This window comes from Thermomonas sp., from assembly GCF_035369645.1.
GTDB lineage: Bacteria > Pseudomonadota > Gammaproteobacteria > Xanthomonadales > Xanthomonadaceae > Thermomonas.
Map to the genome: position 1 here is coordinate 25,081 of NZ_DAOOUM010000002.1, position 25,386 is coordinate 50,466.

Sequence of the window (25,386 nt, forward strand, 5' to 3'; positions counted from 1 at the left end):
GCACACCAAACGGTGGATTACTTGCCCGCCGGCGGCTTGACGATATCCAGCAACTCAACTTCAAATTCCAGCAATTGATTGGGGCCAATCATCGGCGGCGCTTGTTCGCCATAGGCCAGCTTGGCTGGAATCCAGAACTTGTATTTGCCGCCCACTTGCATCAACTGCAAGCCTTCCGACCAGCCCGGGATCACGCCATTCAGCGGCAGCACCGCCGGTTCGCCGCGCTTGTAGGAGCTGTCAAATTCCTTGCCATCCAGCAAGGTGCCCTTGTAGTTCACTTTCACGCCATCGGTGGGGCTGGGCTTGGCACCTTTGCCGGCGGTAAGCACTTGGTACTGCAAACCGGAGGGGGTGGTCACCACGCCCGGCTTCTTGGCATTTTCAGCCAGGAATTTTTCACCCTTTTCCAGATTGGTCTTGCCTTCTTCCATCATTTTTGCAAGTTGCTTGGCCTGCATCTTCTGGCCGAAGTCCTGCATGATTTTTTGTGCTTGTTCGTCGGTCACCAAGACTTTTTCGCCCGCCATTTGCGTGCGCAGCGCCTTGACCACGGTGTCGATATTGACCTCGCCCTTGATCTCGGACAATTGCTTACCCATCGCCATACCAATGGTGTAGCTGACTTGCTCTTTCTCAGTGGGCAAACCGGGGATGCCGGTCTTGTCGGTTGCCGCTTTGCCGGCTTCGGTTTTGTCGGCGGACACATCGACCGGCTTTTGTTCGGCCTTACAGGCGGACAGCGCCAGCAGCATGGCAACGGAAAGCGCGGTGGTACGGGCAAACGGCTTCATCAGTCAGTAACTCCAGGGGTGTTGAGTGAGGCGGCTGTTGCCGCCCGTGCGTGCGTGGTGCAAATTGCTTTGACTTATTCGACGCCCAGCAGTTCCACGTCGAATGTCAAGGTGGCATTAGGTGGGATATCACTGCCAGCCCCTTTCTCGCCATAGCCTAGGCGGGCGGGAATCCAGAAGCGATATTTGGCACCCACGGGCATCAGGCCAACGCCTTCCGTCCAGCCTTTGATCACCTGATCCAGACCAAACTGCGCCGGCTCACCGCGATCATACGAGCTATCGAATTTCTTGCCATCCAGTAACGTGCCCACATAGTTGACCTTAACCTTCTGGCCGGGCTTGGGCCGGGGGCCGTTGCCCTGTCGCAGCACCATGTATTGCAGACCACTGGGGGTGGTGAACACGCCTTTGACCTGCTGATTGCGGGCCATGAAATCGTCTTCCAGTTTGCTGGATGCTTTGGCGTCGGCCTCCCGCTTGGCGGCTTTCACTTCAGCCATGTGCGCAGAGAATGCAGAACGCACTTTGGCGATTTCGGCATCATCCAAGGCATGTTTGGTGTCCGGGTTGCCGGCATCCTTGACCCCGCGCATGAACATCGGCACATCGAATTCGTTGTGGATGCTGGCCAGCGAGCTGCCGATATTGGTCCCCACCAACAGCCCAGCCTTGACGTGGTCGATAGCGGTTGCCGGCTTGCCTGCCTTACGTGCAGTGATACTGTCGATCAATGCCTGACGGGTGGCTTTTACGTCCTTTTCATCCAGCAACGGCTTGCCATTGACTAGGCTGTTTTCCACCGCACGTTGCAGTGCGGCCAAATCCAAATCTTGAAAACCCGGGCCGATCGACTTGCCAACATCCAAGCCAATCATGTAGCCCACTTTGTCGCGATCACTGACTGGCGCGGCGTCTTGCGCGTGCACGCTGCCAGTTGCAATGGCAGCAAGCAGCAGTACAGCCAAAGCGCGCGGTGCAAATTTCATTTGATTCCATCTCCAGGCAGTGACGGCGGCAGGATACCGACGCAGGCATAGCCCCGTATTGTCATGCGCCAGACAGCGTGGGGCAATCCTGCCTAACACATCACCTTGCGGGTGACGTTCAGTTTGGTCACCGATTCGCCGCCTGTTGGCATGACTTTAGTTGGGTATCACATGGCTTGACAGCTCAGAATCTAGTGTTATAGTTGCCTACAACACCGAACACCCAGAGCAGGACGTTCACCATGAACCGCAAGCTCCACAACACCCTGATGGCCATGCTGACCAGTAGCGCTTTGCTGGTTGTCACTTTGTTGGCCAGCACGCCGGCCGCGCCGGAAACGCGTTCCCAAACCTTGGCTGCCACCACCTCGCAAGCGACTGGCGTCGGCGAAGTCTCCCCTGCCACACGAGTGAGCCACGGCGTGACCCGCCGTACTTACCAATCCGTGCGGATGCCGTTTTTTTCCTTCTTCCTTCCGAAGGAGTAAGCCATGACCGCTGTTGAATGGAGCGATGGCGCTCCGATTTACCGCCAGCTCAAGGACCGTGTTGTGGCCATGATGCTGGATGGGATTTTGAAACCGGGTGATGCCCTGCCCTCGGTGCGCCAAGTTGCCGCCGAATACCAGCTCAACCCGATCACCGTCTCGCGCGCTTACCAAGAGCTTGCAGACGATCAACTTGTCGAAAAACGCAGAGGGCTAGGCATGTACGTCACCGATGGCGCCAACGCGCGCTTGCTGCAAAGTGAACGCGAACGGTTTCTGAGCGAAGAATGGCCACAAGTGCTGGAACGCATCCAGCGCTTGGGGCTGCTCATCGAAGAACTGCTGGATCCCGCCCGCAAATGGGGGCCAAAGTGAACACCACCATGACCACGACACCCGTTGTTTCCGCACGTGGCCTGCGCAAGGCCTACAAAAACAAACTGGCGCTGGATGGCACCAGTTTCGACATCCCGTCTGGCCGTATTTTTGGTTTGATTGGCCCCAACGGTGCTGGCAAGACCACAGTTCTGAAAGCCGCACTAGGCCTGATTCCGTTCGAAGGCGATTTGAAAGTACTGGGCAAGGACCCACGCAGCCAACGCGACGAATTGATGAATGACGTCTGCTTTATTGCAGACGTGGCGGTGCTGCCGCGTTGGATCACGGTGGCGCAGGCCATCGAATTCGTGGGCGGCGTGCATCCGCGCTTCGATGCTAAAAAGTGTTGGCGCTTCCTCGATGGCACGCAGCTCAAACCAGGCCTGAAAGTGCGCGAAATGTCCAAGGGCATGATCGTGCAACTGCATTTGGCCTTGGTGATGGCCATCGATGCCAAATTATTGGTGCTCGATGAGCCCACCCTGGGCCTGGACATCCTCTATCGCAAGCAGTTTTACCAGCGCCTGCTGGAAGACTATTTCGATGAAGACAAGACCATCATCATCACCACCCATCAGGTGGAAGAAGTCGAGCACATCCTCACCGATGTGATGTTCATCCGCGACGGCAAGATTTCACTCAATGCCGAAATGGACAGCTTGGGCGAGCGCTATACCGAGGTACTGCTCAATGCCGACAAGCTGGAAGCGGCGCGTGCACTGCAACCCATCGATGAACGCAGCCTGCCGTTTGGCAAGACGGTGATGTTGTTCGACGGTGCCGACCCGGCACGCCTGCGCGAACTGGGCGAGACCCGCACCCCGGGCTTGGCCGATCTGTTCGTCGCCACCATGAAAGGAACCTACGCATGAACGCCATTGTTGAAACGGCCGACCGTGCCCCGGTCAACCCCGTGGCACCACCGCATGCCACGCATAAATTGAAATTGCTGCTCAAGCGCGAGTATTGGGAACACAAGGGTGGCTTCTTCTGGGCCCCCATCTGGGCCGGCGGCATCTCGCTGTTGTTCACCTTGATGGGGCTGATCATGGCCGAGGTGGGCCTGCGCAAGGTGGTGTCCGAGCGCGGTGGCATCAAAGTCGATGGCGAAGTCATTCTCAATGGCTTAGATCTCAGTGCATTGAGCTCAACCATGAGTGCCAGCGATCTGCACAAATTTGCCGAGGGCACCAGTGCCGCCACCGCCAGCGCCATGTTATGGCCAATGCTGGTGTTGGGTTTTGTGGTGTTCTTCTACTGTCTTGGCGCACTCTATGACGAGCGCAAAGATCGCAGCGTCTTGTTTTGGAAATCGCTGCCGGTTTCTGATCGCGACACGGTGCTGTCAAAAGTCGTGAGTGCACTGGTGGTGGCCCCCGTGCTGGCACTGGCGGTAGGCATCGCTTGCATGATCGCCTTCTTGCTGATCCTCAGCGTGTTCGTGCTGATTCATCATGGCAATCCGTTCACCTTGTTGTGGTCACCTGGCAATCTGCTAGCCAGTGCTGGCGTGTTTCTTGCAGCGATCCCGATCTACGCCTTGTGGGCATTACCTAGTGCTGGCTGGCTGTTGCTGTGCTCGGCTTGGGCCAAGAGCAAACCATTTCTGTGGGCGATCATGTTGCCGGTGTTTGCGGGTGTGTTCATCAGCTGGTTTGACCTGATGGGTGCCTTCAATTTGGAAAGCAGTTGGTTCTGGAAAAATGTGGTCGCGCATTTGTTAGGGGGCGTCTTCCCAGGCACTTGGATGCATGTGGCAGATCTATCGGTGTTCGCACATGGGGATGCGCCCACTCATATGGACATCCTGCAAGCGATGTACAGCGTGCTGGCCACCCCGCAATTGTGGGTGGGTGCAGTGGCAGGCATCGCCATGATCATCGTCGCCATCCGTCTGCGCCGCTGGCGCGACGACAACTGATATCGAATCGCCGTTCATGACGCACCTGTTGCCCATGAACGGCCTTCGGCAACCCACTCTCTTCATCACACAATTTTGAGGACACACCCAATGAACGTTCGTCAGCTCTCGTTTGCACTGCTGCTGAGCACGCCGTTGCTTGCTTGTAGCCAACCCCCCGCACCGCCGGCACCACCCGCACCGCCTACGCCGCCTAGTGCCGCCAACGCATCACCTAAGGGTTTTATTGGCCAACAGGTGGACAAAGCGCTGGCACAAGCGCGCAAGGAACTGCGCGAAGGCAATATCAGCCTCAACGGCGATATGAACATCAACGTCAACGGCAAACAGATCGAGCATCACAACAGCCGCTTGCCCAAGGCCGAAATCACCCCCCAAGGGGATTTGTTGATTGTCGGTAAAGCCACGCCACTTGATGCCAGCCAGCGCCAACAATTGTTGGCCTATCGCGGGCAGATCATCGGTATTGCTGAAGCCGGCATGGCGATTGGCTCGCAAGGTGCCGACATCGCCGGTACCGCGCTGCAAGGCGTGGCCGGGGCCATCTTCGGTGGCGAAAAAGGCCAGAAGGATTTCGAAGCAAAGATGGAAGCCGAAGGCAAGAAGATCGAAGCCCAGGCAGTGCTGCTATGCAAGCAACTGCCACCGCTGCTGAGCAGTCAACAAGCTCTTGCCAGCAGCCTGCCCGCATTCAAGCCCTATGCCACGATGACGCAAGAAGATATCGACGACTGCGGGAAAAAGGGCAGCAAAGGTGTTGCAGTTACCAGCGACGATGCCCATCACGGGTAAGCCGATGGCTAGCCAACGCGAATCATCGCAGGATGGTTTCATCGTTTGCTCACCTCCCGGATAAGGCCAATGGCCGTATCCGGGAGGCTTCACCATCACACATTGCGTTAATCTTGGCGACGCTGCTGGCACATCAAGCAATCCCGCCCTTGGTCAATTTGGCGGGGTCCAATAAGCGGCGCAGGGTTTTTTCATCCAGCCCACTGTCTTCCAGCGCGACGTCCAGCACCGGGCGCTGTTCGGCATACGCACGCTTGGCGATTTTTGCGGCTTTCTCGTAGCCAATCACCGGATTGAGTGCCGTTACCAAAATGGGGTTGCGATCCAGCGCCTGTGCAACCTTGTCTTTACGGATCGTCAGGCCATCGATGCAATGCGTAGCCAGCGCGTGCATGGCCTGGGCCAGCAAGCCGATGGCTTCATCCAGATTGCAGGCCAGCAGCGGAAGCATCACATTGAGCTGAAAGTTACCGCTCTGCCCTGCCACGGTATTGGCCTGATGCAGCCCGATGACTTGCGCACAGACCATGCACAGCGCTTCGGGAATCACCGGGTTGACCTTGCCCGGCATGATCGAGCTGCCCGGCTGTAGCGCGGGTAGTTCAACTTCCCCCAAGCCTGCCAACGGGCCGGAGTTCATCCAACGCAGATCGTTGCCGATTTTCATCAGCGCCACCGCCAGCGTACTTAGCTGGCCGGATAACTCCACCAGATCCTCTTGTGCGGCCAGCCCTTCAAAGGTGTTGGCGGCCTGCTCAAATTTAACCCCGCTGACCTTGGCCAGTGCCTTGGCGACGTTCTTGCCAAATTTCGGATGCGCATTGATGCCGGTACCAATCGCGGTGCCGCCAATGGGCAGCCGGCACACGCGCTTCAGGCTGTCATCGATGCGCGCCTGCGCCGAGGCCAACTGCGCCGACCATGCGCCAAATTCTTGCGCAAATGTCAGTGGCATCGCGTCCATCAAATGGGTGCGCCCGGTTTTGACGGTGCCGCCTATGGCTTTGGCGCGCTTGTCGATGGTTTTGCGCAGCTGTACCAGCGCCGGTAGCAGGCTGGTTTTGGCTTCCAGCGCCGCCATCACCCGAATGCTGGTGGGGATGGTGTCGTTGCTGCTCTGGCCCAAATTGACATGATCATTGGGGTGGATGGCCAGCGTTGATGCGGTGGAGGCGACATGCGCAATCACCTCGTTGGCATTCATGTTGGAGGATGTGCCCGAGCCGGTCTGGTAACGGTCAATCGGGAAGTGCTCGGCATGCGCGCCCGCCGCGATGCTAGTAGCCGCAGCCACAATGGCGTCGCTTTGTTCGGGCGATAGCAGACCCAAATGCCCATTGACCACCGCCGCCGACGCCTTGACCAGCGCCAACGCCCGGGTAAAAGCGGCTGGCATTGGCCGCCCGGAAATATGGAAATTGTCCTTGGCGCGCTGCGTTTGTGCACCCCACAAGGCACTGGCGGGTACCTGCAAGGTACCCATGCTGTCGTGTTCGGTGCGGAATGCGGTGCGCTTGGCCATATTGCCTCCGTTGAATTCAGGAACCGTCATTCCCGCCTGCGCGGGAATGACGATCAAAAACCAAGCATACCCCCGCCACGGTTTAGAATTGTCGGCTCCCCAGCCCCGCCAGACCACCATGTCCGATACCCTCACCGCCCTGTCCCCGCTCGATGGCCGCTATGCCAGCAAAGTCGATGCCCTGCGCCCGATTTTTTCCGAATACGGCCTGATCAAAGCCCGCGTCAAGGTAGAAGTGGAATGGCTGCTGGCACTGGCCGCGCACCCCGGCATCGTGGAATTGGCTCCTTTTTCCGATGCCGCATCGGCGCGTCTGCGCGCCTTGGCCGATGATTTTTCAGTGGCAAACGCGGCGCGGGTGAAAGAGATCGAACGCACCACCAACCACGATGTCAAAGCGGTGGAATACTTCATCAAAGAACAACTCAAGGACGATGCCGAGCTCGGGCCAGCATTGGAATTCGTCCACTTTGCCTGCACCAGCGAAGACATCAACAACCTCAGCTACGCGCTGATGTTGCGCCAAGCCCGCCAAGACGTGCTGCTGCCAAAACTCGATGACATCATCGAAAAACTGCGCGCGATGACGCACGAATACGCCGCACAACCGATGCTCTCGCGTACCCACGGCCAGACCGCTTCACCGACCACATTGGGCAAGGAATTGGCCAATGTGGTGGCGCGCTTGCAACGCCAAGGCGAAGTGCTGGCGGGCTTGCCGATGCCGGGCAAGATCAACGGCGCGGTGGGCAATTACAACGCGCACAGCGTGGCCTACCCCGCTGTGGATTGGCCCGCATTCTCCAAACATTTCGTCGAATCACTGGATCTGGATTGGCAGCCCTACACCACCCAGATCGAGCCGCACGATGGCATCGCAGAACTCAGCGATGTGGCCAAGCGCATCGACACCATCCTGATTGATTTGTGCCGCGACATCTGGGGCTACATTTCGCAAGGCTATTTCAAGCAGGTGGTCAAAGCTGGCGAAGTGGGCAGCAGCGCGATGCCGCACAAGGTCAACCCGATCGACTTCGAGAACGCGGAAGGCAATTTCGGCATCGCCAATGCGCTGTTTGAACACTTCGCCGCCAAACTGCCGATCTCACGCTGGCAACGCGACCTGACCGACTCCACCGTGCTGCGCGCACTTGGCACCGCGTTTGGACACCAGTTGATCGGCTTCGACGCCCTGCAGCGCGGCTTGAACAAGCTGATCATGAACGCCGAACGCTTGAACGCCGACCTCGACGCCAGTTGGGAAGTGTTGGCCGAAGCCGTGCAAACCGTGATGCGCCGCCACGGCCTGCCCAACCCGTATGAGCAACTAAAAGCGTTGACGCGTGGCCAGGACATCAATGCCACCACGATGCGCGCTTTCATCGAAACATTAGACTTGCCCGCCGACCCCAAACAGCGCCTGCTGGCGATGACGCCGGGCAGCTATACCGGGTTGGCCGCGCACTTGGCACGGAGTATTTAAATGTTGAACGCGCAAGCTGCCCCGCTCGAAATCGACGCCACCGGCAAAGGGCTGCTGGGTATGTCGCCCGAGGTGTTCTTGCGTGACTACTGGCAGAAACAGCCGCTGCTGATTCGCAATGCATTCCCTGATTTTGTCTCGCCAATTGAACCTGAAGACCTCGCCGGCCTGGCCTGCGAGGATGGGGTGTTGGCGCGTTTGATTGAGCACGACAAAACCAAAGACGCATGGGCGGTGCGGCACGGGCCGTTTGCCGAAGAGGACTTCCCCGGCATGCCCGATCACGACTGGACCTTGCTGGTGCAGGATGTGGACAAATGGGATGTCGATGTGCGCGCGTTGCTGGCGCAATTTGATTTCCTGCCGCGTTGGCGGATCGACGACATCATGATCAGCTTTGCCGCCCGTGGTGGCTCGGTGGGCGCGCATGTGGATCAATACGATGTGTTTTTGTTGCAGGCACAAGGCCAACGGCATTGGCAGATCGACGCCGGTGCCAACCCGCCGCAGGGGTTTCGGCATGATGTCGAGTTGAAATTACTGCGCGAATTTCATCCCAGCCACGACTGGGTGCTGCAACCCGGCGACATGCTGTACCTGCCGCCGGGGGTGCCGCACCACGGGGTCGCAGTGGATGCATGTTTGACCATTTCGGTGGGGATGCGCGCGCCGGCAGCGGCCGAGTTACTGGGTGATTACGTGGATACGCTGGCGGCCGATGCACCCGACGCACTGCGTTATACCGATGCCGACCTCGGTTTGCCCGCCGATCCCAATGAGATCGACGCCGCCGCCATCCAGCGCGTGCATGCGGCCTTGCAACAGTTGCAGATGGATGACCCCGACCGCTTTGGCGATTGGTTTGGCGAATTCATCACCACCTATCGCAGCGCGGTGCTGCCGGTTGCGGCCGATCACCCGCCGTCGCTTGATGTCACCGAGCAAGCACTTGCCGAAGGCGCCTGTCTGCTGCGGCACCCGTGGTCACGCATGGCGTGGCGGCGCAGCCATCGTGCGGATGCAACCCATGCGTTGCTGTACGCCGGCGGCGTCAGCTACCCGCTTGCGCCCGCAGATGCCCAGCAACTGGCCGCCGCAGATGTGGTGGATGCCAGCCTGCATGCGGGTTTGAGCGATGCCGGGCGCAATGCTGTGATGGCCTTGCTGGCCGCCGGGCATTATCAATTGGTCGAGGAGGATGCCGAATGAGCACCGACGACGGCAGCAGCGACCTGACCCGCATCACTGACCATCCAGCGGCGATTGCGGCCGCCATCCAGATTGTTGGCAATGCCCGCCGACGGCTTTGGATACGCAGCCTGGCGCTGGAGTCTTGGTTGTTCGACAACACCGATCTGCTGACCGCGCTGCGTGACTTTGCCACCGCCGGACGCGATGGGCAGGTATTGATCTTGCTGCACGACGCCGCCGCACCGCAGGCCACGCACGCCAAATTGTTGGAGCTGGCGCAGCGCTTGCCCAGCGTATTCCAGTTCCGCGAAGTGGACGACCCGGTCTATCGCGAAGACCGCAGCGCAATGCTCGCCAACGATGTGGGCGACTATTACACCCGCACGCAAGGCGAACGCGTTGAGGGCATCGCCAGTACCGGCCAGCGGGCCCGCGTGCGCCAGCTGCAACAACGATTTGATGAAATTTGGGAGCGTGCGCGGGTGGTCAGCGAATATCGCACCTTGGGTATTTGATGAACCTTCCCCTGCCTAATTCCAGATCAAAACCAAGTCGTAGCCAGCGCACTGGGCTATAATTCGCGATCTTTGCGGCCTCCATTCAGTTTTTTGCTCTGCCATTGGCAGGCCCCCCCTCCCTCCCCAAATTTGGTTGCTAGCCACCCCGTGGACAGTCTCCTCAAGCAATTCGCCCAAACCTCTCAACTTGGCGCCAACGGCGCGTTCATCGAAGACCTGTACGAGCAATATCTGGTTGCGCCGGACAGTGTCGATGGCAAATGGAAACAGTATTTCGATGGCCTGCATGGCCGCGAAGCCGGTGATGTGCCGCATTCGGCTGTCATCGAGCAGGTGGCCGAGGCCGGCAAGCTGGCCGCACGTGGTCAGCTGGTTATCGCCGATACTGGCGATGAACGCGAACGCAATGTCGGCCGTCTGATTACCGCGTACCGCTCGCGCGGACACTTGGCCGCCAAGCTTGACCCACTGGGCATGACCCCGCCGGTCAATCCGCCGGACTTGGACTTGGGCTTCCATCATCTGGGCAATGCCGATCTCAATGACGAGTTCAGCACCGGCGGCGTTGCCGGGCAAGCGCGGATGAAGCTCAAAGACTTGCTGGCGCGCCTGCAAGCCACCTACGCCGGCAGTATTGGCGCTGAGTTCATGCATATTTTCGAGGCCGACCAGCGCCAATGGCTGTACCAGCGCCTAGAAGCCGCCGGTGGCAATTACAACCTCGATGCTGATACCCGCAAACGCACGCTAGAGCGACTCACTGCCGCCGAAGGGCTGGAGCGCTATCTGCACACCAAATACGTCGGCCAAAAACGCTTTTCACTGGAAGGCGGCGACGCACTGATTCCATTGATGGATACCGTGATTCGCGGTGCCGGCAGTGCAGGTGTCAAGGACGTCATCATCGGCATGGCCCATCGTGGCCGTTTGAACGTGCTGGTAAACACGCTGGGCAAAAACCCACGCAAATTGTTCGACGAATTTGAAGGCAAATTCGACCACGACGAGCACGCCATTGCCGGTGACGTGAAATACCACATGGGCTTTTCGGCCGATGTCGCCACCCCCGGCGGCCCGGTGCACTTGGCGCTGGCGTTCAACCCCTCGCATCTGGAAATCGTGGATCCGGTGGTGGCCGGCAGCGTGCGCTCGCGTCAGCAGCGCCGTGGCGATACCGCGCGCAAGCAGGTCATGCCCATCCTGATCCACGGTGACTCGGCGTTTGCTGGCCAAGGCGTGGTGATGGAATTGTTTCAGATGTCGCAGGCGCGCGGCTTCACCGTGGGCGGTACCGTGCATGTGGTGGTCAATAATCAGGTGGGCTTCACCACCTCCAACGTGGAAGACACCCGCTCCACGCGTTATTGCACCGACATCGCCAAGTTCGTGGGCGCTCCGGTGCTGCACGTCAACGGCGATGATCCTGAAGCCGTGGTGTTTGCCGCGCAACTGGCGTTCGAGTTCCGCCAGCAATTTGCCAAGGATGTGGTCATTGACCTGGTGTGCTACCGCCGCCACGGTCACAACGAAGCCGATGAACCGTCGATCACCCAACCCTTGATGTATCAGGTGATCCGCCAGCACAAAACCACCCGTGAGCTGTATGCCGCGCAGCTGGAAGCCGCCGGCGTGATTGCTATTGGTGCCGGTAGTGCACTGGCCGATGCCTATCGCAACAAGCTTGATTCCGGCGAGTGCACCACCGACGTGGTGCAAGCCGAGAAGTTGACAGCGCAAGACCCTTTATTTGTGGATTGGCCAACCTTGCTGGCCGGCAAGCTTTCCGATGCCATCAGCACCGCCGTGGGCATGGACAAGCTCAAGGCCTTGGCGACGCAAATCAACAACGTGCCCGCCGACGTACAGCTGCATTCGCGCGTGGCCAAGGTGTATGACGACCGTCGTAAGATGGCCGCCGGCGAACAACCCGGCGACTGGGGCTTTGCCGAAAACCTCGCCTACGCCACCTTGGTGGACGAAGGCTTTGCCCTGCGTCTGGTCGGACAAGACGTGGGCCGCGGCACCTTCACCCATCGTCACGCAATTTTGCACGATCAAAAGACCGACAGCTATTACCTGCCGCTGCGCCAACTGACCGACAAACCTGAGCGCGTGGCCGTCGTCGACTCGCTGCTCAGTGAAGAAGCCGTGATGGCTTACGAATACGGTTTTTCCACCACCGACCCCAATACTTTATGCATTTGGGAGGGCCAATTTGGTGACTTCGCCAACGGCGCGCAGGTGGTGATTGACCAATTCGTGGCCGCCGGCGAAGCCAAGTGGGGTCGCATTTCTGGCTTGACCTTGCTGCTGCCACACGGCTACGAAGGCCAAGGCCCGGAGCACAGCTCGGCGCGTTTGGAACGCTTCCTGCAACTGTGTGCGCTGGACAATATGTTGGTGTGCGTGCCGTCCACGCCAGCGCAAGCCTTCCACATGCTGCGCCGGCAGTTGCACATGACCACTCGCAAACCACTGGTGGTGATGTCGCCCAAGTCACTGCTGCGCCACAAACTGGCGGTGTCGTCCTTGGATGAATTGGCCAATGGCCAGTTCCAGCGTTTGATCCCCGATACCACCGCCACCGCGAACAAGGTCAAGCGCGTGGTGCTGTGCTCAGGCAAGGTCTATTACGACCTGCTGGAAGCCGTGCAAAAGCAAGCCATTACCGACGTGGCACTGGTGCGCGTGGAACAGCTCTACCCGTTCCCGCGCACCGAGCTGACCGCCGAGTTGAAGCGCTTTGCCGCCGCCACTGAAATTATCTGGTGTCAGGAAGAACCACAAAACCAAGGCGCGTGGTACCAAATCCAGCACCATTTACGTGCCTGCCTGCAACCCAAGCAAGCACTGGCCTATGCCGGGCGCCCCAGCTCGCCATCGCCGGCAGTGGGCCATATGGCCGACCACTTGCGTGAGCTGCAAGAGTTCCTAGCCGCCGCGCTAAGCAATCCTTTCTCCAGCGACCTCCACGCTGACTAAGCCCTTCTCACTTACGTATTCCGACAGGACGCCCTCATGGCCATCGAAGTCAAAGTCCCGGTTCTTCCCGAATCCGTTTCCGACGCCACCATCGCAAGTTGGCATAAAAAAGCCGGTGATGCGGTCAAGCGCGACGAAAACCTGCTTGATCTTGAAACCGACAAAGTGGTGCTGGAAGTTCCCTCGCCGGTCGATGGCGTATTGAAAGAAATCAAGTTCGCCGAAGGCGCCACTGTCACCAGCCAGCAAGTAATTGCGGTGATCGAAGAAGGTGCCGTGGCCGCCGCACCAACACCGGCAGCACCGGCAACACCGGCAGCGGAAGCACCCAAAGCCGCTGCACCGGTCAAGGCGGCGGCAACTGCCGCCGTCAGCGCCGACATTCCGCCAGGCGCACGCTTTACCGCCACCACCAGCGGCGTCAACCCCGCTGATGTGGCCGGCACCGGCCGCCGCGGCATGGTCACCAAGGAAGACATCGTCAACTACGCCAGTGGCAAAACCGCTGGCGTGTCTGGTGGTGCGCGTCCGGAAGAGCGCGTGCCGATGACCCGCATGCGTACCCGCATCGCCGAGCGCCTGATGCAGTCGAAAAACTCGATTGCGATGTTGACTTCGTTCAATGAAGTCAACCTGGCCAAGGTCATGCAGATGCGCAAGGAACTGGGCGAGCAGTTCGAAAAAGCCAACGGCATCAAGCTGGGCTTCATGAGCTTCTTCGCCAAGGCCGCCGCCAATGCACTACAAAAGTACCCGGTCATCAATGCCTCGGTGGATGGCAGCGACATCATCTATCACGGCTATGCCGACATCAGCATTGCGGTGTCCACCGACAAGGGGTTGGTGACCCCGGTGCTGCGCAATGTCGAACGCATGGGGTTTGCCGACATCGAACAAGGCATTGCCACTTACGCCAAGAAAGCGCGCGACGGCAAGCTGGGTCTGGATGACCTGCAAGGCGGCACCTTCACGATTACCAATGGCGGCACCTTTGGTTCGCTGATGTCCACCCCGATCGTGAACCCGCCGCAATCGGCCATTTTGGGCATGCACACCATCAAGGAGCGCGCCATCGTCGAAAACGGCCAAGTCATTGCCGCGCCGATGATGTACATCGCGCTGTCCTACGACCACCGCATCATCGACGGTAAGGAAGCCGTGCTGTTCTTGGTCGATATCAAGAACCAGTTGGAAAACCCGCACCGCATGCTGCTGGGGATGTAATCCAGCCCGAAGCCCCGCCCCTGCGGGGCTTCCTGTTTGCGCAGACCTAAGGAATCAATGCTAATGAGCGAAGTACAGAATTTCGACGTCGTCGTCATCGGTGCCGGCCCGGCCGGCTATCACGCTGCCATCCGCGCCGCGCAGCTGGGCCTGAAAACCGCCTGCATCGACGCTGCCCTCGGCAAAGACGGTAAGCCTGCCCTCGGCGGCACCTGCCTGCGTGTGGGCTGCATCCCATCCAAGGCCCTGCTGGATTCCAGCCGTCAGTTCTGGAACATGGGCCACATCTTCGACCAACACGGCATCAGCTTTGAAAAGCCAGCGATCGATGTGGGCAAGATGGTGGCGCGCAAAGATGGCATCGTGAAGCAGTTCACCGGCGGCATCGCGGCGCTGTTCAAGGCGAATAAAATCACCGCGTTCTACGGCTTTGGTCAGCTGCAGCCGGGCAATGTGGTGAAGGTCAAGCAGCACGACGGCAGTGAGGTCGAACTGAAGGGCACCAACGTCATCATCGCCGCCGGTTCCGACTCCATCGAATTGCCGTTCGCCAAATTTGGCGAGCACATCATCGACAACGAAGGCGCACTGGATCTGCAAACCGTGCCCAAGCGCCTGGGCGTAATCGGTGCCGGCGTGATCGGGCTGGAGCTGGGCAGCGTGTGGAAGCGCCTCGGTGCCGACGTCGTCATCCTCGAAGGTCTTCCGGATTTCCTCGCCGCTGCCGACAAAGAAGTCAGCAAATTGGCCGCACGTGAATTCAAAAAGCAAGGCCTCGACATTCGCCTAGGCTGCAAAGTCAGCAGCACCGACGTGCAACAAGACGGCGTGCACGTCAGCTACACCGACGCCAAGGGCGATGCGCAAGAATTGGTGGTAGACAAGTTGCTGGTGGCCGTGGGCCGCCGCGCCGCAAGCAAGGGGCTGTTGGCCGAAGGCACCGGTGTGCAACTCAATGAACGCGGGCAAATTGTGGTGGATGACCACTGCCACACCGGCGTGGATGGTGTGTGGGCGATCGGTGATTGCGTGCGCGGGCCGATGCTGGCGCATAAGGGCTTCGAGGAAGGGATTGCCGTCGCCGAACTGATCGCCGGCCTGCCCGGCCACGTCAATTTCGACACCATTCCCTACGTGATCTACACCGAGCCGGAACTGGCGTGGGTGGGCAAGACCGAAGAACAGCTCAAGGCCGAAGGTATCCCCTACAAGGCAGGCAGCTTCCCGTTTGCTGCCGTCGGTCGCGCGGTGGCGATGGCCGAACCCGCAGGATTTGTGAAGGTGCTGGCACATGCCGAAACCGACACCATCTTGGGCATGCACTTGATCGGCGTGAACGTCTCTGAGCTGGTGCACGAGGGTGTGCTGGCGATGGAGTTCAAGGGCAGCGCCGATGACCTAGCGCGCATCTGCCACGCCCACCCGTCGCTCAGCGAAGCCGTGCACGATGCGGCGATGGCGGTGCACAAGCGGGCGATCCACAAGGCGAATTGATTTCGCTGCGTCCCCGCTCCGGCCTTGCCGGGCGCAAATGTGGAAACGGCGCACTTGGGTGCGCCGTTTGCGTTGGCGACAGGCGATAATCAGCCCATGAAATCAATTTGCGTGTATTGCGGTTCCAATGCCGGCAGTGACCCAGCGTATGCCGCCCTCGCCCGTGCGCTTGGCGCACGCCTTGCACACGACGGCATCGCGCTGGTGTATGGCGGTGGCAATGTGGGCCTGATGGGCATCGTCGCCGATGCGGTGCTGGCCGGCGGCGGCGAGGTCATTGGCGTGATTCCCGAGCAATTGGTGAATTGGGAAGTCGCGCACAAGGGCGTGACGCGGCTGGAAATTGTGGATTCCATGCACACCCGCAAGGCGCGCATGTTCGAGCTGGCCGATGGCTTCATCGCCCTGCCTGGTGGCTTTGGCACACTGGATGAAATGTTCGAAATGCTGACTTGGCGGCAATTGGGCCTTGGCAAGAAACCCTGTGCCTTCCTCGACAGCAATGGCTTCTGGGACCCACTGATGGCCATGCTGGACACCATGGTGCGTGAGCGTTTTCTACACGCGGAGCAGCGCCACGATCTGTGGCAAGGCCATGACATCGATGCATTGCTGACCTGGATGCACAGCTATGTGCCCGCGCAGGCGGATAAATGGCTGGATGAAAAACGCCGCAGCCAGCTCAAATTGGCACCGGAGGACGTATGAGCATCCCCACTTCGTTTCGCGCATTCCGCATTCATAACGATAGCGCTGGCTATCGCAGCGGGATTGACTGGCTTTCGCTGGATGATCTCAACCCCGGCGAGGTGGTGATCAAAACCGCGTACTCGTCGGTCAACTACAAAGACGCGCTGGCGGGTACCGGCCAAGGCAAAATTTTGCGGCAATTCCCACTGGTGGGCGGGATTGATGTGGCGGGGCATGTGGTTGCATCCACCGATGCGGCCTTCAAAGAAGGCGATGCGGTGCTGGTGACCGGCAGCGGCCTGTCGGAAACCCGCGACGGCGGTTATAGCGAATATGCACGGCTGGATGCGAAGTGGGTCATCCCGCTACCCACCGGGCTGAGTCTGCGCGAAGCGATGATCCTGGGCACCGCCGGTTTCACCGCAGCGCTGGGCTTGCTGCGGATGGAAGACAACCGGCAAACGCCGGCGCACGGCCCCTTGGCAGTCACCGGTGCCAGTGGCGGCGTGGGCTCGTTGGCGCTAGCGATCTACCGCAAGGCCGGTTACGAAGTCCACGCCATCAGTGGCAAGCCCGAACAAGCCGACTTTTTGAAAGCACTTGGTGCGCACCACGTGCTGGGGCGCGAGGCGCTGTCCACTACCAAGCCGATGGATAGCGCGCGTTTTGGCGGCGGGCTAGATAACGTCGGTGGGCCGATGTTGGCCGCCCTGCTCGCGCAGACCGCGCCCTATGGCAACGTGGCCTGCTGCGGCCTTGCGGCCTCTCCCGACCTGCACGCCACGGTGATGCCCTTCATCATTCGCGGCGTGTCGCTGCTGGGGGTGGCCTCGGCCGGCACCGCGCGCGACATCCGTGAAGAGGTCTGGCGGCGGTTGGCAAGCTGCTGGAAGCCGGACAATTTAGAGGCTGTCTGTACCCGCGAGGTAACGCTGGAGCAACTTCCCGAAGTATTTACCGCCATGCTGGCCGGCCATTCGCTAGGCCGCAGCGTGGTGCACATCGCAACTCATGCTTGACCTGCTTGCAGGCGGCGCGGCTACGGCTACAATCAAGCCGAACTCACGGGGACTCCCATGGCACGCATTCTGATTGTTGATGATTCACCCTCCCAGTTGATGAGCATCCGCCGCATCGTCGAAAAGCTCGGCCATGAGGCGCTGACCGCTGAAGATGGCGCCGCCGGTGCCGAAGCCGCCAAGCGCGAGATTCCCGACTTGGTGCTGATGGACGTGGTGATGCCCAACCTCAATGGCTTTCAAGCCACCCGCGCAATCACCCGCGAGCCCACCACCAAACACATCCCGGTGATCTTGGTGACCACCAAAGATCAAGACACCGATCGCGTGTGGGGTATGCGCCAAGGCGCCAAGGCTTACATCACCAAGCCGTTCAACGAAACCGAACTGGCCAATTTGATCAGTCAGTATCTTGGCAGCCCGGGCGCAGCCTAAGTGGTTTAAGCCCCAAAGTAAGCCCCACATCTCGCAGCTTCACCACTGCATACTGGCAGCGCGCTCAAGCGCGCCGCCAATCATCCCCAAACGCATCGCGCAACGTGGCATAGGCGGCTTGTTGCGCGTTGTTATGCGCTTTCGGGGCCAAGATTTCTAATTCCACGATTTGATCCCCGGCGCTGCCATCGGATGTGGGTAGGCCGCGCCCGCGCAGGCGCAATTTACGCCCAGATTCGGAATCGGCCGGGATTTTCAACTCCACTGCGCCGCCCAACGTGGGCACACTGATCAGCGCGCCCAGCGCGGCCTCCCAAGGCGCCACCGGCAACACATGGATGATATTGCGGCCATCCACTTCAAACTGCGGATCGGCGGCGTATTCCACCTCCAGCAACAAGTCGCGGCCGGCGTTGCCCTGCTTGGCCAAACGAATCACCTGCCCGGGCTTGACGCCCTTGGGCACACGTACCTCCAGCGTGCGCCCGTTGACGCTCACCCGTACGCTGCTGCCGTTGAACACCGCCGCCAATGGCACCGCCACCTTGGCACGGGTATCGCCTGCCGGCGCACTTCCACGTGCACCTGCACGCGGGCCGCCACCCGCACGACCGCCACGGCCGAACATGCTTTCAAAAAAATCCGAAAACCCGCCTCCGGCACCGCCACCTGCAAAAATTTCATCGAAATCCACGCCCCCGCCCGGCCCGCGCCCAAACCCGCCCGGCGGCGGCCGCACCTGATCACCGGGGCGATAACCACCCGCGCGCAGTTGGTCATAGGCTTTGCGCTTGTCCGGGTCGCGCAGCGCCTCGTAAGCCTCGTTGACCGCCTTGAATGTCTCCTCGGCGCTTTTTTCCTTACTCACATCCGGATGGTACTTGCGCGCCAAACGCCGGTACGCGGTCTTGATTTCGGCATCGCCCGCACTGGGTTCAACGCCCAACACACCGTAGTAATCCTTGAATTCCATTGCTACTCCAAACCCGGCCAGTACTGCGATGAACACCCATCACATCGCACCGCCCGGGGTAAACTGTATTTTCATCGAAATGAGGTGCAAACATGTCGATTCAAGTCGGCGATCGTATTCCCGAGGCAGTCCTTGCCTATATTGATAACGGTGTGCACCGGATTGACACCAACACCTTGTTCGACGACCGCAAACTGTTGCTGTTCGCGGTGCCCGGTGCATTCACCCCGACCTGCTCCGAGCGCCACCTGCCCGGCTTTGTCGAGCAGTTCGAAGCATTCCGGTCACGCGGCATTGAAGTGGCCTGCATGGCCGTCAATGACCCGTTTGTGATGCAAGCCTGGGGCAGCAGCCAACACGTCCCCACCGGCCTGCGCATGTTGGCCGACGGCAACGCCGACTTCACCCGTGCATTGGGGCTAGAAATGGACGCCAGCGGCTACGGCATGGGCGTGCGCTGCAAGCGGTTTGCCCTGTACGCCGAGGCTGGTGTGGTGCGCGGCCTGTGGGTAGAAGCCCCCGGCGAATTCCGGGTGTCCTCGGCCGAGCATGTGCTGGCCAATTTGCCGGGGTAAGTTCACTCCAACACCGTAAACCGCAGGCTGTCCCATGCGCCGCTGTCGGCCAAGGCGGTCAGGGTGTGCAAGCCGGGGGTAGTGAATGCGTATTGCAGGGGGCGCGCGCCTTCGGTTTCGCCAATGCTGCGGCCGTCCAGCAGCCATTGCACGGGGCCGTTTGCGCCAGTGGCGCGCAAAGCCAATTGAATGCCACCGGACTGGCCGGGCGCGCGGGTCAGGCTGGCACCCTCATTGACGCCCTCGATCACCAGTGCGGCGCTGGCATTGCGGCCATCGTCAGCGCAGTCGGGTGACAGTGCGGGCAGGCTGGCGGCGGCTCGCCACGCCTGCGGTAACCATGGCGATGCCAGCGCTGGCCAGCGGGCGATTTGCCGTGTCTGCGCGGGATGCACAGCGCTGCAATTGGCAGATAGCCGCAAGCCGCTGCGGGGATCGACCTGAAACGTCTCCAACCCAGAGTGCCACAGGCGTGCTTCGCGCTCGGCAAAGGTGGGGGGCACCACGCCATCCAATATCCACGCCGGCATGCGTTTAACACACAGGTCGGCCGGCTGTGCTTCAGCGGCGGTGCCTAGTGGCCAGCAGATATCGGTCGTGGTCACGCTGCTGGGCATTGGGACACGCACGCCATCACCCGGCGCACGTGGAAGACTATCGATCACCTCCAGCAGCAGCGGCAAGGCGGTAACCGCGCCATATTGGCCGGGCATCGGCGTGCCGTCGGGCCGGCCCACCCATACGCCTACGCTGTAACGCGGGGTGCCACCAATTGCCCAGGCATCGCGAAAGCCATAACTGGTGCCGGTTTTCCAAGCCACGCGCGGGCGACGGCCGGTATCGAACAGTTCCCGCGCCTCGCCGGGGCGCGGGTTGGCGGCCAGAATTTCACGCACGATCCACGCCGCGCCGGGCGACAGCAGGCGGCGTTCGACCAAGGCCGCATCAGGGGTGTAGCGCACATGCCCGGCAATACCATTGCGATGCAGGGCGGCAAAAGCGCCGACCAATTCTTCCAGTTTGGCCCCGGTGCCGCCCAAAATCATCGACAAATTGGGGCTGGCACCCTGCGGGAATTTCAAATCCACCCCGACATGCTGCAAGCGTGCGGAAAACCGCGCAGGGCCAACCCGGTCCAGTAACGCCACTGCCGGCACATTCAACGACAGCCGCAGTGCTTCGGCAGCGCCAACCGGGCCATTGAATGCGCTATCGAAATTCCCAGGCCGATAGCCCCCAAACGACTGCGGTGCATCCAGCAATAAACTTTCCGAATGAATCAAGCCATCATCCAGCGCCATGCCGTACAAAAACGGTTTGAGGGTGGACCCGGGCGAACGATAGGCCTGCACCATATCCACATCACCCAGCCGCGCCTTGTCGCCAAACGCCACCGAGCCGATGTAGGCGCGGGCCTGCAAGCTGGCGTTGTCGATCACCAATAATGCCGCCGAGGTACGCGGTGGCAGGTCGGAAAAATAATTGGTCACGCGCTCTTCCAGCGCCCGCTGCAAGCCGGCGTCGAGGGTTGTGACGATGCGCTGCGCTGCCGGTTGCTGGCGATGCAAGCGCTGCGCCAGCAATGCGGCATCCATTGGATTGCGCAGGCGTCTGGAGACGACTGTTTCGATGCGGGCATCGTCTACCTGTGCGCGCGTCCACACGCCGCGTGTGGCCATGCGGGCGAGCAATTTGTCACGTGCTCGCTGGGCCGATTCGGGGTTGCGGTCGGGGCGCAGGCGGCTGGGCGATTGCGGCAACACCGCCAGTAGCGCGGCTTCGGCATGCGACAACCGCGCTGCAGGCTTGCCAAGATAGGCCCAGCTGGCGGCCTCAACACCCTCGATGGCACCGCCAAACGGGGCGCGCTGCAAATACAGAGCGAGGATTTGTTGCTTGGAAAGATGGGCTTCCAGTTGCAGGGCGCGCAGTATTTGCCGCAACTTGCCTGCCGTGCTGCGGCTGCGACCATCGCGCAGGGCTGGGTCGATGATGCGTGCCACTTGCATGGTCAAGGTGGAGCCACCGGAGACGATGCGGCGGTTGCCGAGCATCTGCACCCCGGCGCGCAACATGGCAACAGGGTTGATGCCGGGGTGTCGCCAAAACCAACGGTCTTCGTAGCCCAGCAAAGCTTGCAGGTACAGCGGCGAAACGGTTTCCGGCGTGGCCGGATAGCGCCACACCCCGCGTGCATCGGCAAACGCGCGCAAGGGACTGCCATCGCGGGCGGTGATGACGGTGGCGGGGTCGCTGGCTTTGGGGAGCGGTAGCGGGAAGGCTATGTCGAGGAGCAGCAAGGTCAGCAGGACGGCGACCGTGCCCCAGCGCAGGAAGGACAGCAGGTAGCGCAGACGTGGCTTGTCCCTTCTCCCTTCGGGAGAAGGTGGCGCGTAGCGCCGGATGAGGGTGCGGAGCATCGTGAGAATCATCGTCAGACCGAACCCTCACCTCAACCCCTCTCCCACTGGGAGAGGGGCTTGAAGCTCACGGCTGCACCACCGTGATCCGTTCCGGCACGGCCTTGCCAACGCCGCGCAGTTCCGGGCGGTACATGTCTTCTACCAACGATGGCGGTACGGTGTAGTTGCCGGGGGTCACCGCACGCACCAAATAGAACACTTTGGCGGTGCTGCCGGCATTTAGTTTCAAGGCTGCCACATAGCGATCATCGCGGAACTCCTCATGATTCAAGCTTGCCTCGTTTGCGCGCTCGCTGATATTGATGCCATCCACCACCACGTCGGCCCACTGCTTGGCATCACCCAGATTGAAGTTTTCGATCTCAAGCCCGGCTGGCAACAAGTCGGTGAGCAGGGCATCGGGCATGTCGCGGTCGGCGGTGATGGCCACGCGCACGATCAAGGCCTCGCCTTCTTTCAGCGCACGGGGTGCCCACGGCTTGCCGTCAGTGGTGTACAGACTGCGTTCGACCTTGATCAAACGCGCATCTGCTGCGGGTGCCGTGCGGGGTACACCGGCCACATCCAAACTGGCATAAAACGGGCCATCCCCTTGCGGTAAAAAGCGCAAACCCTTGGCCAGCGTGGCGTAATCCACTTCGCGACTAAAACCTTTGCTGGCGGCGATGACTTCATCAACCCCTGCAACGGTTAACTTGCCAGCCACTTGTTTGGTTTGGCTCACCAGCAATGCTTTGCCCAACCGCGCCAAGGCGATCTGTTCTTGCGTGCTTAACCACAGCCACGGCGAAGCCGCGCGGCGCGCTTCCAGATCGCGGCCCAGTTCAATCACCTTGGCATCATACGCAGGCTTGTTGTAGCCGCGTTCGTGGGTCATCGCCAGCATCAATGCGGTATCGCGCAAGGGGCTGCCGTAATCACCCAGCCAGCCCTGACGGTCGCCCTTGAAAGCAAAGCCTTCGGCGATCGCTTTTTCACCGCGCACCTTGTCCCCTTGCAGCGCCAGCGCCAGCCCCAACTGCACCAGCGGCAGGCCTTTCAAGGCTTGCTTACGATCGTTGTCGTACAGCGCCCGCAAGGTCCCCAATGGTGCGCGGTTGACCCGTGCCAACACATAACCGGCATACGCCTTGTAGGCAAACTTCAGGTACTCGCGATGGTCGCGGCCATAGAATTGGGCGCCGCCCGACAGCAGATCATCACTGAGCCGCTGCAAGGCTTTTTGCAGCACGCTATCGGGCACCGCAAAGCCGGCTTGGCGCGCATCCAGCAAGAACTCGACGATGTACGGGGTGAGCTGCGGGTCGGCGTTGTCGTCACTACCCCACATCGAAAAATGCCCATTGCCCAGTTGCATCGACGCCAAGCGTCCAAACGCGCCGTCCATGCGTGCACGGCGTTGCTCGGGCGTCAGCCCGGTCACGCCAAACCGTTGCGCGGTGTCGGCATCCAACGCCAATGCCGCATAGCCTTTGCTGGTGGTTTGCTCGGCGCAGCCATACGGATAATCCAGTGCGCCTTTGAGCGCCGCCCCAAACGGAATGGGCGGCAATGCGCTGACCAACATGCGTGCGCGCACCGAGCCGGGCATCAAACCATCGGCCAAACTCACGTCCATGCTGGCGGCGCTGGCACCCAGCACCTGCGCGCGTGAGCGCAGCACCGACGGCCACGCCGGGCGTACCGGCAAGTCATAGTGACGATCCACTTTGAAGCCGTTGCCCTCCACCCGCACCCGCACTTGCGCCACGCCGTAACCTTCCTGCGCGGACAATGGGAAACTGACCGTGGATTTGGCTTCGCTACCCAATGTCAGGCTGCGGCTGCCTTCGGCAATCGTCGCCGGGCCAATGCCATCGACTTGCAGCTTGAATGCGCCCGGTTTGCCGGTGTAGTTGCTGATGTCCAGGGTCACCATGCCGCGATCGCCAGGGGCCATCGCGCGCGGCATGCTGGCTTCGGCCACGATCGGCGCACGCACCACCACTTCCGCATCTTTATTGCCGTATTGCGTGTCGGAATAGACCAAGGCCGAGACCCGCAATGTGCCGTTGAAGTCCGGCACATTGACCGCCACTCTTGCGATGCCCTTGGCATCCAATTGCACCGGCCCTGCAAACAAATCCACGGTCTGCACGCGCGCGGTGGGGCGACGCGCCTGCGGCAACGCAGCCAGCGCCATGTCGCCACCAAACCGCATGCGCGCGGTGGCACCGTCAAAACTTTCGATCACGCGACCATAGATGTCATACGCATCCACACCCAAACGGCGCTGTGCGAAGAAATGCGCATTGGCATCGGGCACCGCAAAGCGGGTGATATTGAGGATGCCCACATCCACCGCCGAAACCGTGGCATATGCCTGTTTGCCCGCCAGTTGCGGAGCACTAACCGTCACTTGCAACGGCTGTTGTGGGCGCACTTGGGCCTTCACGGCCAAGCCCACTGCCAGTTTGCGGGCGCTGCGATCCATCGGCACGAAGGCCTCACCCACCGCGCGCGCAGGGGTAATTTTGCTGGCCGCACTACCACCACGCAGCACCAGCGCGGTGACATAGACATCGTGACGTTCCCAGTCCTGGGTCACCGGAATTTCAACCACGGTGCCCGGCTTCACATCCACCGATTGCACAAACAGCATGTGGTCAGATTCCACCATCACCACGCCTTTGCCGGCATGCGGTGGGGTCAGGGTGACTTTGAGCTTGTCACCACTGCGATAACTGGTTTTGTCCAGCGCCAGCTTGACCTTGTCGGGGCGCGCATCCAGCCCGCGGTTTTCATCATCCCAACCCCAGCCGGCGTGAAACGGGTAGCGCATGGTCAAGCGTGTGGCCGGGTCGTACACCTCTAGGCGGTAGTCGCCCCACTCCACCGGCATATCAAAACGCAGCGCGGTGTTGCCAACATCCACAGTGCGGGTGTCAATGGTTTTGTAGCGGCGGGTGAAGTCGTATTTCCAACCGCTGCTGTCGTCGTGCGTCCAGTGATAGTCGCGCAACTCGCGCACCAAGCTCAGCTTCAAACCTTTGCCGGCTTGCGGCTTGCCGTCGCGGTCATAGCGCATCAATTCAAACCCAGCATTGGTATTGGGGTTGGCGCCATCGGCATCGTCAAACAATGGCCGCACACCCACCAGCACATCGGCGGGCCACAAGGTGCGGCTGACGCTGCGGTTGATACTGCGGCCACCGGATTCAAACAAGCTGCCCGCCACAATGGCCTGCACGGGAGTATTGCCTTTGACTTCTGCCGGCAAGGCGATGTCTTGCCGCAGCTCGCCACTGGCGTCTAAGCTGGCATCGATTACATCCTTGGCCGCCGTGGGCAAGCTAACCGTGGGGTCACCAAAGAACCAGCCCTTCAACGCCGCCAGCGGATGCTGATCCACCTTCACCGCCAGTTTGGCAGTGAAGCGGTTGCCGGAGGCCGGCGCGCCATACAGATAGGCTCCTTTGGCCTGCAGCGCGAACGCTTGGCCGGGCCGCAGGATGG

General features: G+C 60.6%; 20 protein-coding genes and 1 pseudogene. 15 read left to right on the forward strand and 6 right to left on the reverse strand.

The features are described 5' to 3' along the window. Positions 1-17: 17 nt before the first annotated feature. Together PK789_RS00600 and PK789_RS00605 are read right to left on the reverse strand one after the other, a co-directional pair. The gene (locus PK789_RS00600) at positions 18-794 is read right to left on the reverse strand and encodes an FKBP-type peptidyl-prolyl cis-trans isomerase N-terminal domain-containing protein (protein WP_324306200.1); all 777 of its coding nucleotides are present in this window, start codon (positions 792-794) and stop codon (positions 18-20) included. 74 nt (positions 795-868) lie between these two features. After that, positions 869-1,783, reverse strand: coding sequence for an FKBP-type peptidyl-prolyl cis-trans isomerase (locus PK789_RS00605; RefSeq protein ID WP_324306202.1), 915 nt, complete (start codon positions 1,781-1,783; stop codon positions 869-871). A gap of 242 nt (positions 1,784-2,025) precedes the next feature. Between PK789_RS00605 and PK789_RS00610 the strand changes: the two genes are divergently transcribed. From PK789_RS00610 to PK789_RS00630, 5 genes are all read left to right on the forward strand, one after another. Beyond that, on the forward strand, positions 2,026-2,271 hold the full coding sequence (locus PK789_RS00610) for a hypothetical protein (protein WP_324306204.1): 246 nt from the start codon (positions 2,026-2,028) through the stop codon (positions 2,269-2,271). Between the two features lie 3 nt (positions 2,272-2,274). Further along, positions 2,275-2,646 (forward strand): GntR family transcriptional regulator, encoded by a 372-nt coding sequence (locus tag PK789_RS00615; RefSeq protein ID WP_324306206.1) that lies wholly within the window; start codon positions 2,275-2,277, stop codon positions 2,644-2,646. Positions 2,647-2,654: 8 nt separating this feature from the next. Then, positions 2,655-3,521: an ABC transporter ATP-binding protein gene (locus tag PK789_RS00620; protein WP_503011854.1), complete on the forward strand. Its 867-nt coding sequence runs from the start codon at positions 2,655-2,657 to the stop codon at positions 3,519-3,521. Further along, a complete protein-coding gene (locus PK789_RS00625) occupies positions 3,518-4,570 on the forward strand; it encodes an ABC-2 transporter permease (protein ID WP_324306209.1) in 1,053 nt (350 codons plus the stop codon). Before PK789_RS00620 ends, PK789_RS00625 begins: the two co-directional genes overlap by 4 nt. Before the next feature lie 90 nt (positions 4,571-4,660). Then, on the forward strand, positions 4,661-5,362 hold the full coding sequence (locus PK789_RS00630) for a DUF2884 family protein (RefSeq protein ID WP_324306211.1): 702 nt from the start codon (positions 4,661-4,663) through the stop codon (positions 5,360-5,362). A gap of 133 nt (positions 5,363-5,495) precedes the next feature. Here PK789_RS00630 and PK789_RS00635 read toward each other — a convergent pair whose 3' ends face one another. After that, positions 5,496-6,884 (reverse strand): class II fumarate hydratase, encoded by a 1,389-nt coding sequence (locus PK789_RS00635; protein ID WP_324306213.1) that lies wholly within the window; start codon positions 6,882-6,884, stop codon positions 5,496-5,498. Between the two features lie 118 nt (positions 6,885-7,002). Here PK789_RS00635 and purB point away from each other — a divergent pair, with 118 nt between their 5' ends. The 9 genes and pseudogenes from purB (at position 7,003) to pilH (ending at position 17,920) form a co-directional block, all read left to right on the forward strand. Beyond that, positions 7,003-8,367 (forward strand): adenylosuccinate lyase, encoded by a 1,365-nt coding sequence (gene purB / locus PK789_RS00640; protein WP_324306214.1) that lies wholly within the window; start codon positions 7,003-7,005, stop codon positions 8,365-8,367. Continuing rightward, positions 8,368-9,573 (forward strand): annotated as a pseudogene (locus tag PK789_RS00645) (JmjC domain-containing protein); the annotation flags it as partial. It abuts the gene before it with no gap. After that, entirely contained in the window at positions 9,573-10,073 is a 501-nt protein-coding gene (locus tag PK789_RS00650; protein WP_324306216.1) for a DUF7931 domain-containing protein, read from the forward strand. The pseudogene PK789_RS00645 and the gene PK789_RS00650, both read left to right, overlap by 1 nt. A gap of 150 nt (positions 10,074-10,223) precedes the next feature. Further along, complete coding sequence (locus PK789_RS00655) at positions 10,224-13,058, forward strand: 2-oxoglutarate dehydrogenase E1 component (protein WP_324306218.1); 2,835 nt, start codon at positions 10,224-10,226, stop codon at positions 13,056-13,058. 36 nt (positions 13,059-13,094) lie between these two features. Then, positions 13,095-14,282 carry a dihydrolipoyllysine-residue succinyltransferase gene (gene sucB, locus PK789_RS00660; RefSeq protein ID WP_324306220.1) on the forward strand — a complete coding sequence of 396 codons (1,188 nt, stop codon included), beginning with the start codon at positions 13,095-13,097 and terminating at the stop codon, positions 14,280-14,282. A gap of 63 nt (positions 14,283-14,345) precedes the next feature. Beyond that, entirely contained in the window at positions 14,346-15,776 is a 1,431-nt protein-coding gene (gene lpdA, locus PK789_RS00665) for a dihydrolipoyl dehydrogenase (protein WP_324306222.1), read from the forward strand. Positions 15,777-15,872: 96 nt separating this feature from the next. Next, positions 15,873-16,484, forward strand: a complete 612-nt coding sequence (locus PK789_RS00670; protein WP_324306224.1) for an LOG family protein — start codon at positions 15,873-15,875, stop codon at positions 16,482-16,484. Further along, positions 16,481-17,485 (forward strand): YhdH/YhfP family quinone oxidoreductase, encoded by a 1,005-nt coding sequence (locus tag PK789_RS00675; protein ID WP_324306226.1) that lies wholly within the window; start codon positions 16,481-16,483, stop codon positions 17,483-17,485. The genes PK789_RS00670 and PK789_RS00675 overlap by 4 nt, the downstream gene beginning before the upstream one ends. Positions 17,486-17,542: 57 nt before the next feature. Continuing rightward, positions 17,543-17,920: a twitching motility response regulator PilH gene (gene pilH, locus PK789_RS00680; RefSeq protein WP_324306228.1), complete on the forward strand. Its 378-nt coding sequence runs from the start codon at positions 17,543-17,545 to the stop codon at positions 17,918-17,920. A gap of 64 nt (positions 17,921-17,984) precedes the next feature. On the opposite strand, the gene PK789_RS00685 is transcribed toward pilH, so the two are convergent. Next, positions 17,985-18,893, reverse strand: a complete 909-nt coding sequence (locus tag PK789_RS00685) for a DnaJ C-terminal domain-containing protein (protein WP_324306230.1) — start codon at positions 18,891-18,893, stop codon at positions 17,985-17,987. Between the two features lie 92 nt (positions 18,894-18,985). Between PK789_RS00685 and PK789_RS00690 the strand changes: the two genes are divergently transcribed. Then, positions 18,986-19,468 carry a peroxiredoxin gene (locus PK789_RS00690; RefSeq protein ID WP_324306232.1) on the forward strand — a complete coding sequence of 161 codons (483 nt, stop codon included), beginning with the start codon at positions 18,986-18,988 and terminating at the stop codon, positions 19,466-19,468. Positions 19,469-19,470: 2 nt separating this feature from the next. Here PK789_RS00690 and pbpC read toward each other — a convergent pair whose 3' ends face one another. Next, entirely contained in the window at positions 19,471-21,888 is a 2,418-nt protein-coding gene (gene pbpC / locus PK789_RS00695) for a penicillin-binding protein 1C (protein WP_324306234.1), read from the reverse strand. 67 nt (positions 21,889-21,955) lie between these two features. Then, a partial coding sequence (locus PK789_RS00700) for an alpha-2-macroglobulin family protein (protein WP_324306236.1) occupies positions 21,956-25,386 on the reverse strand: 3,431 nt, incomplete at its 5' end.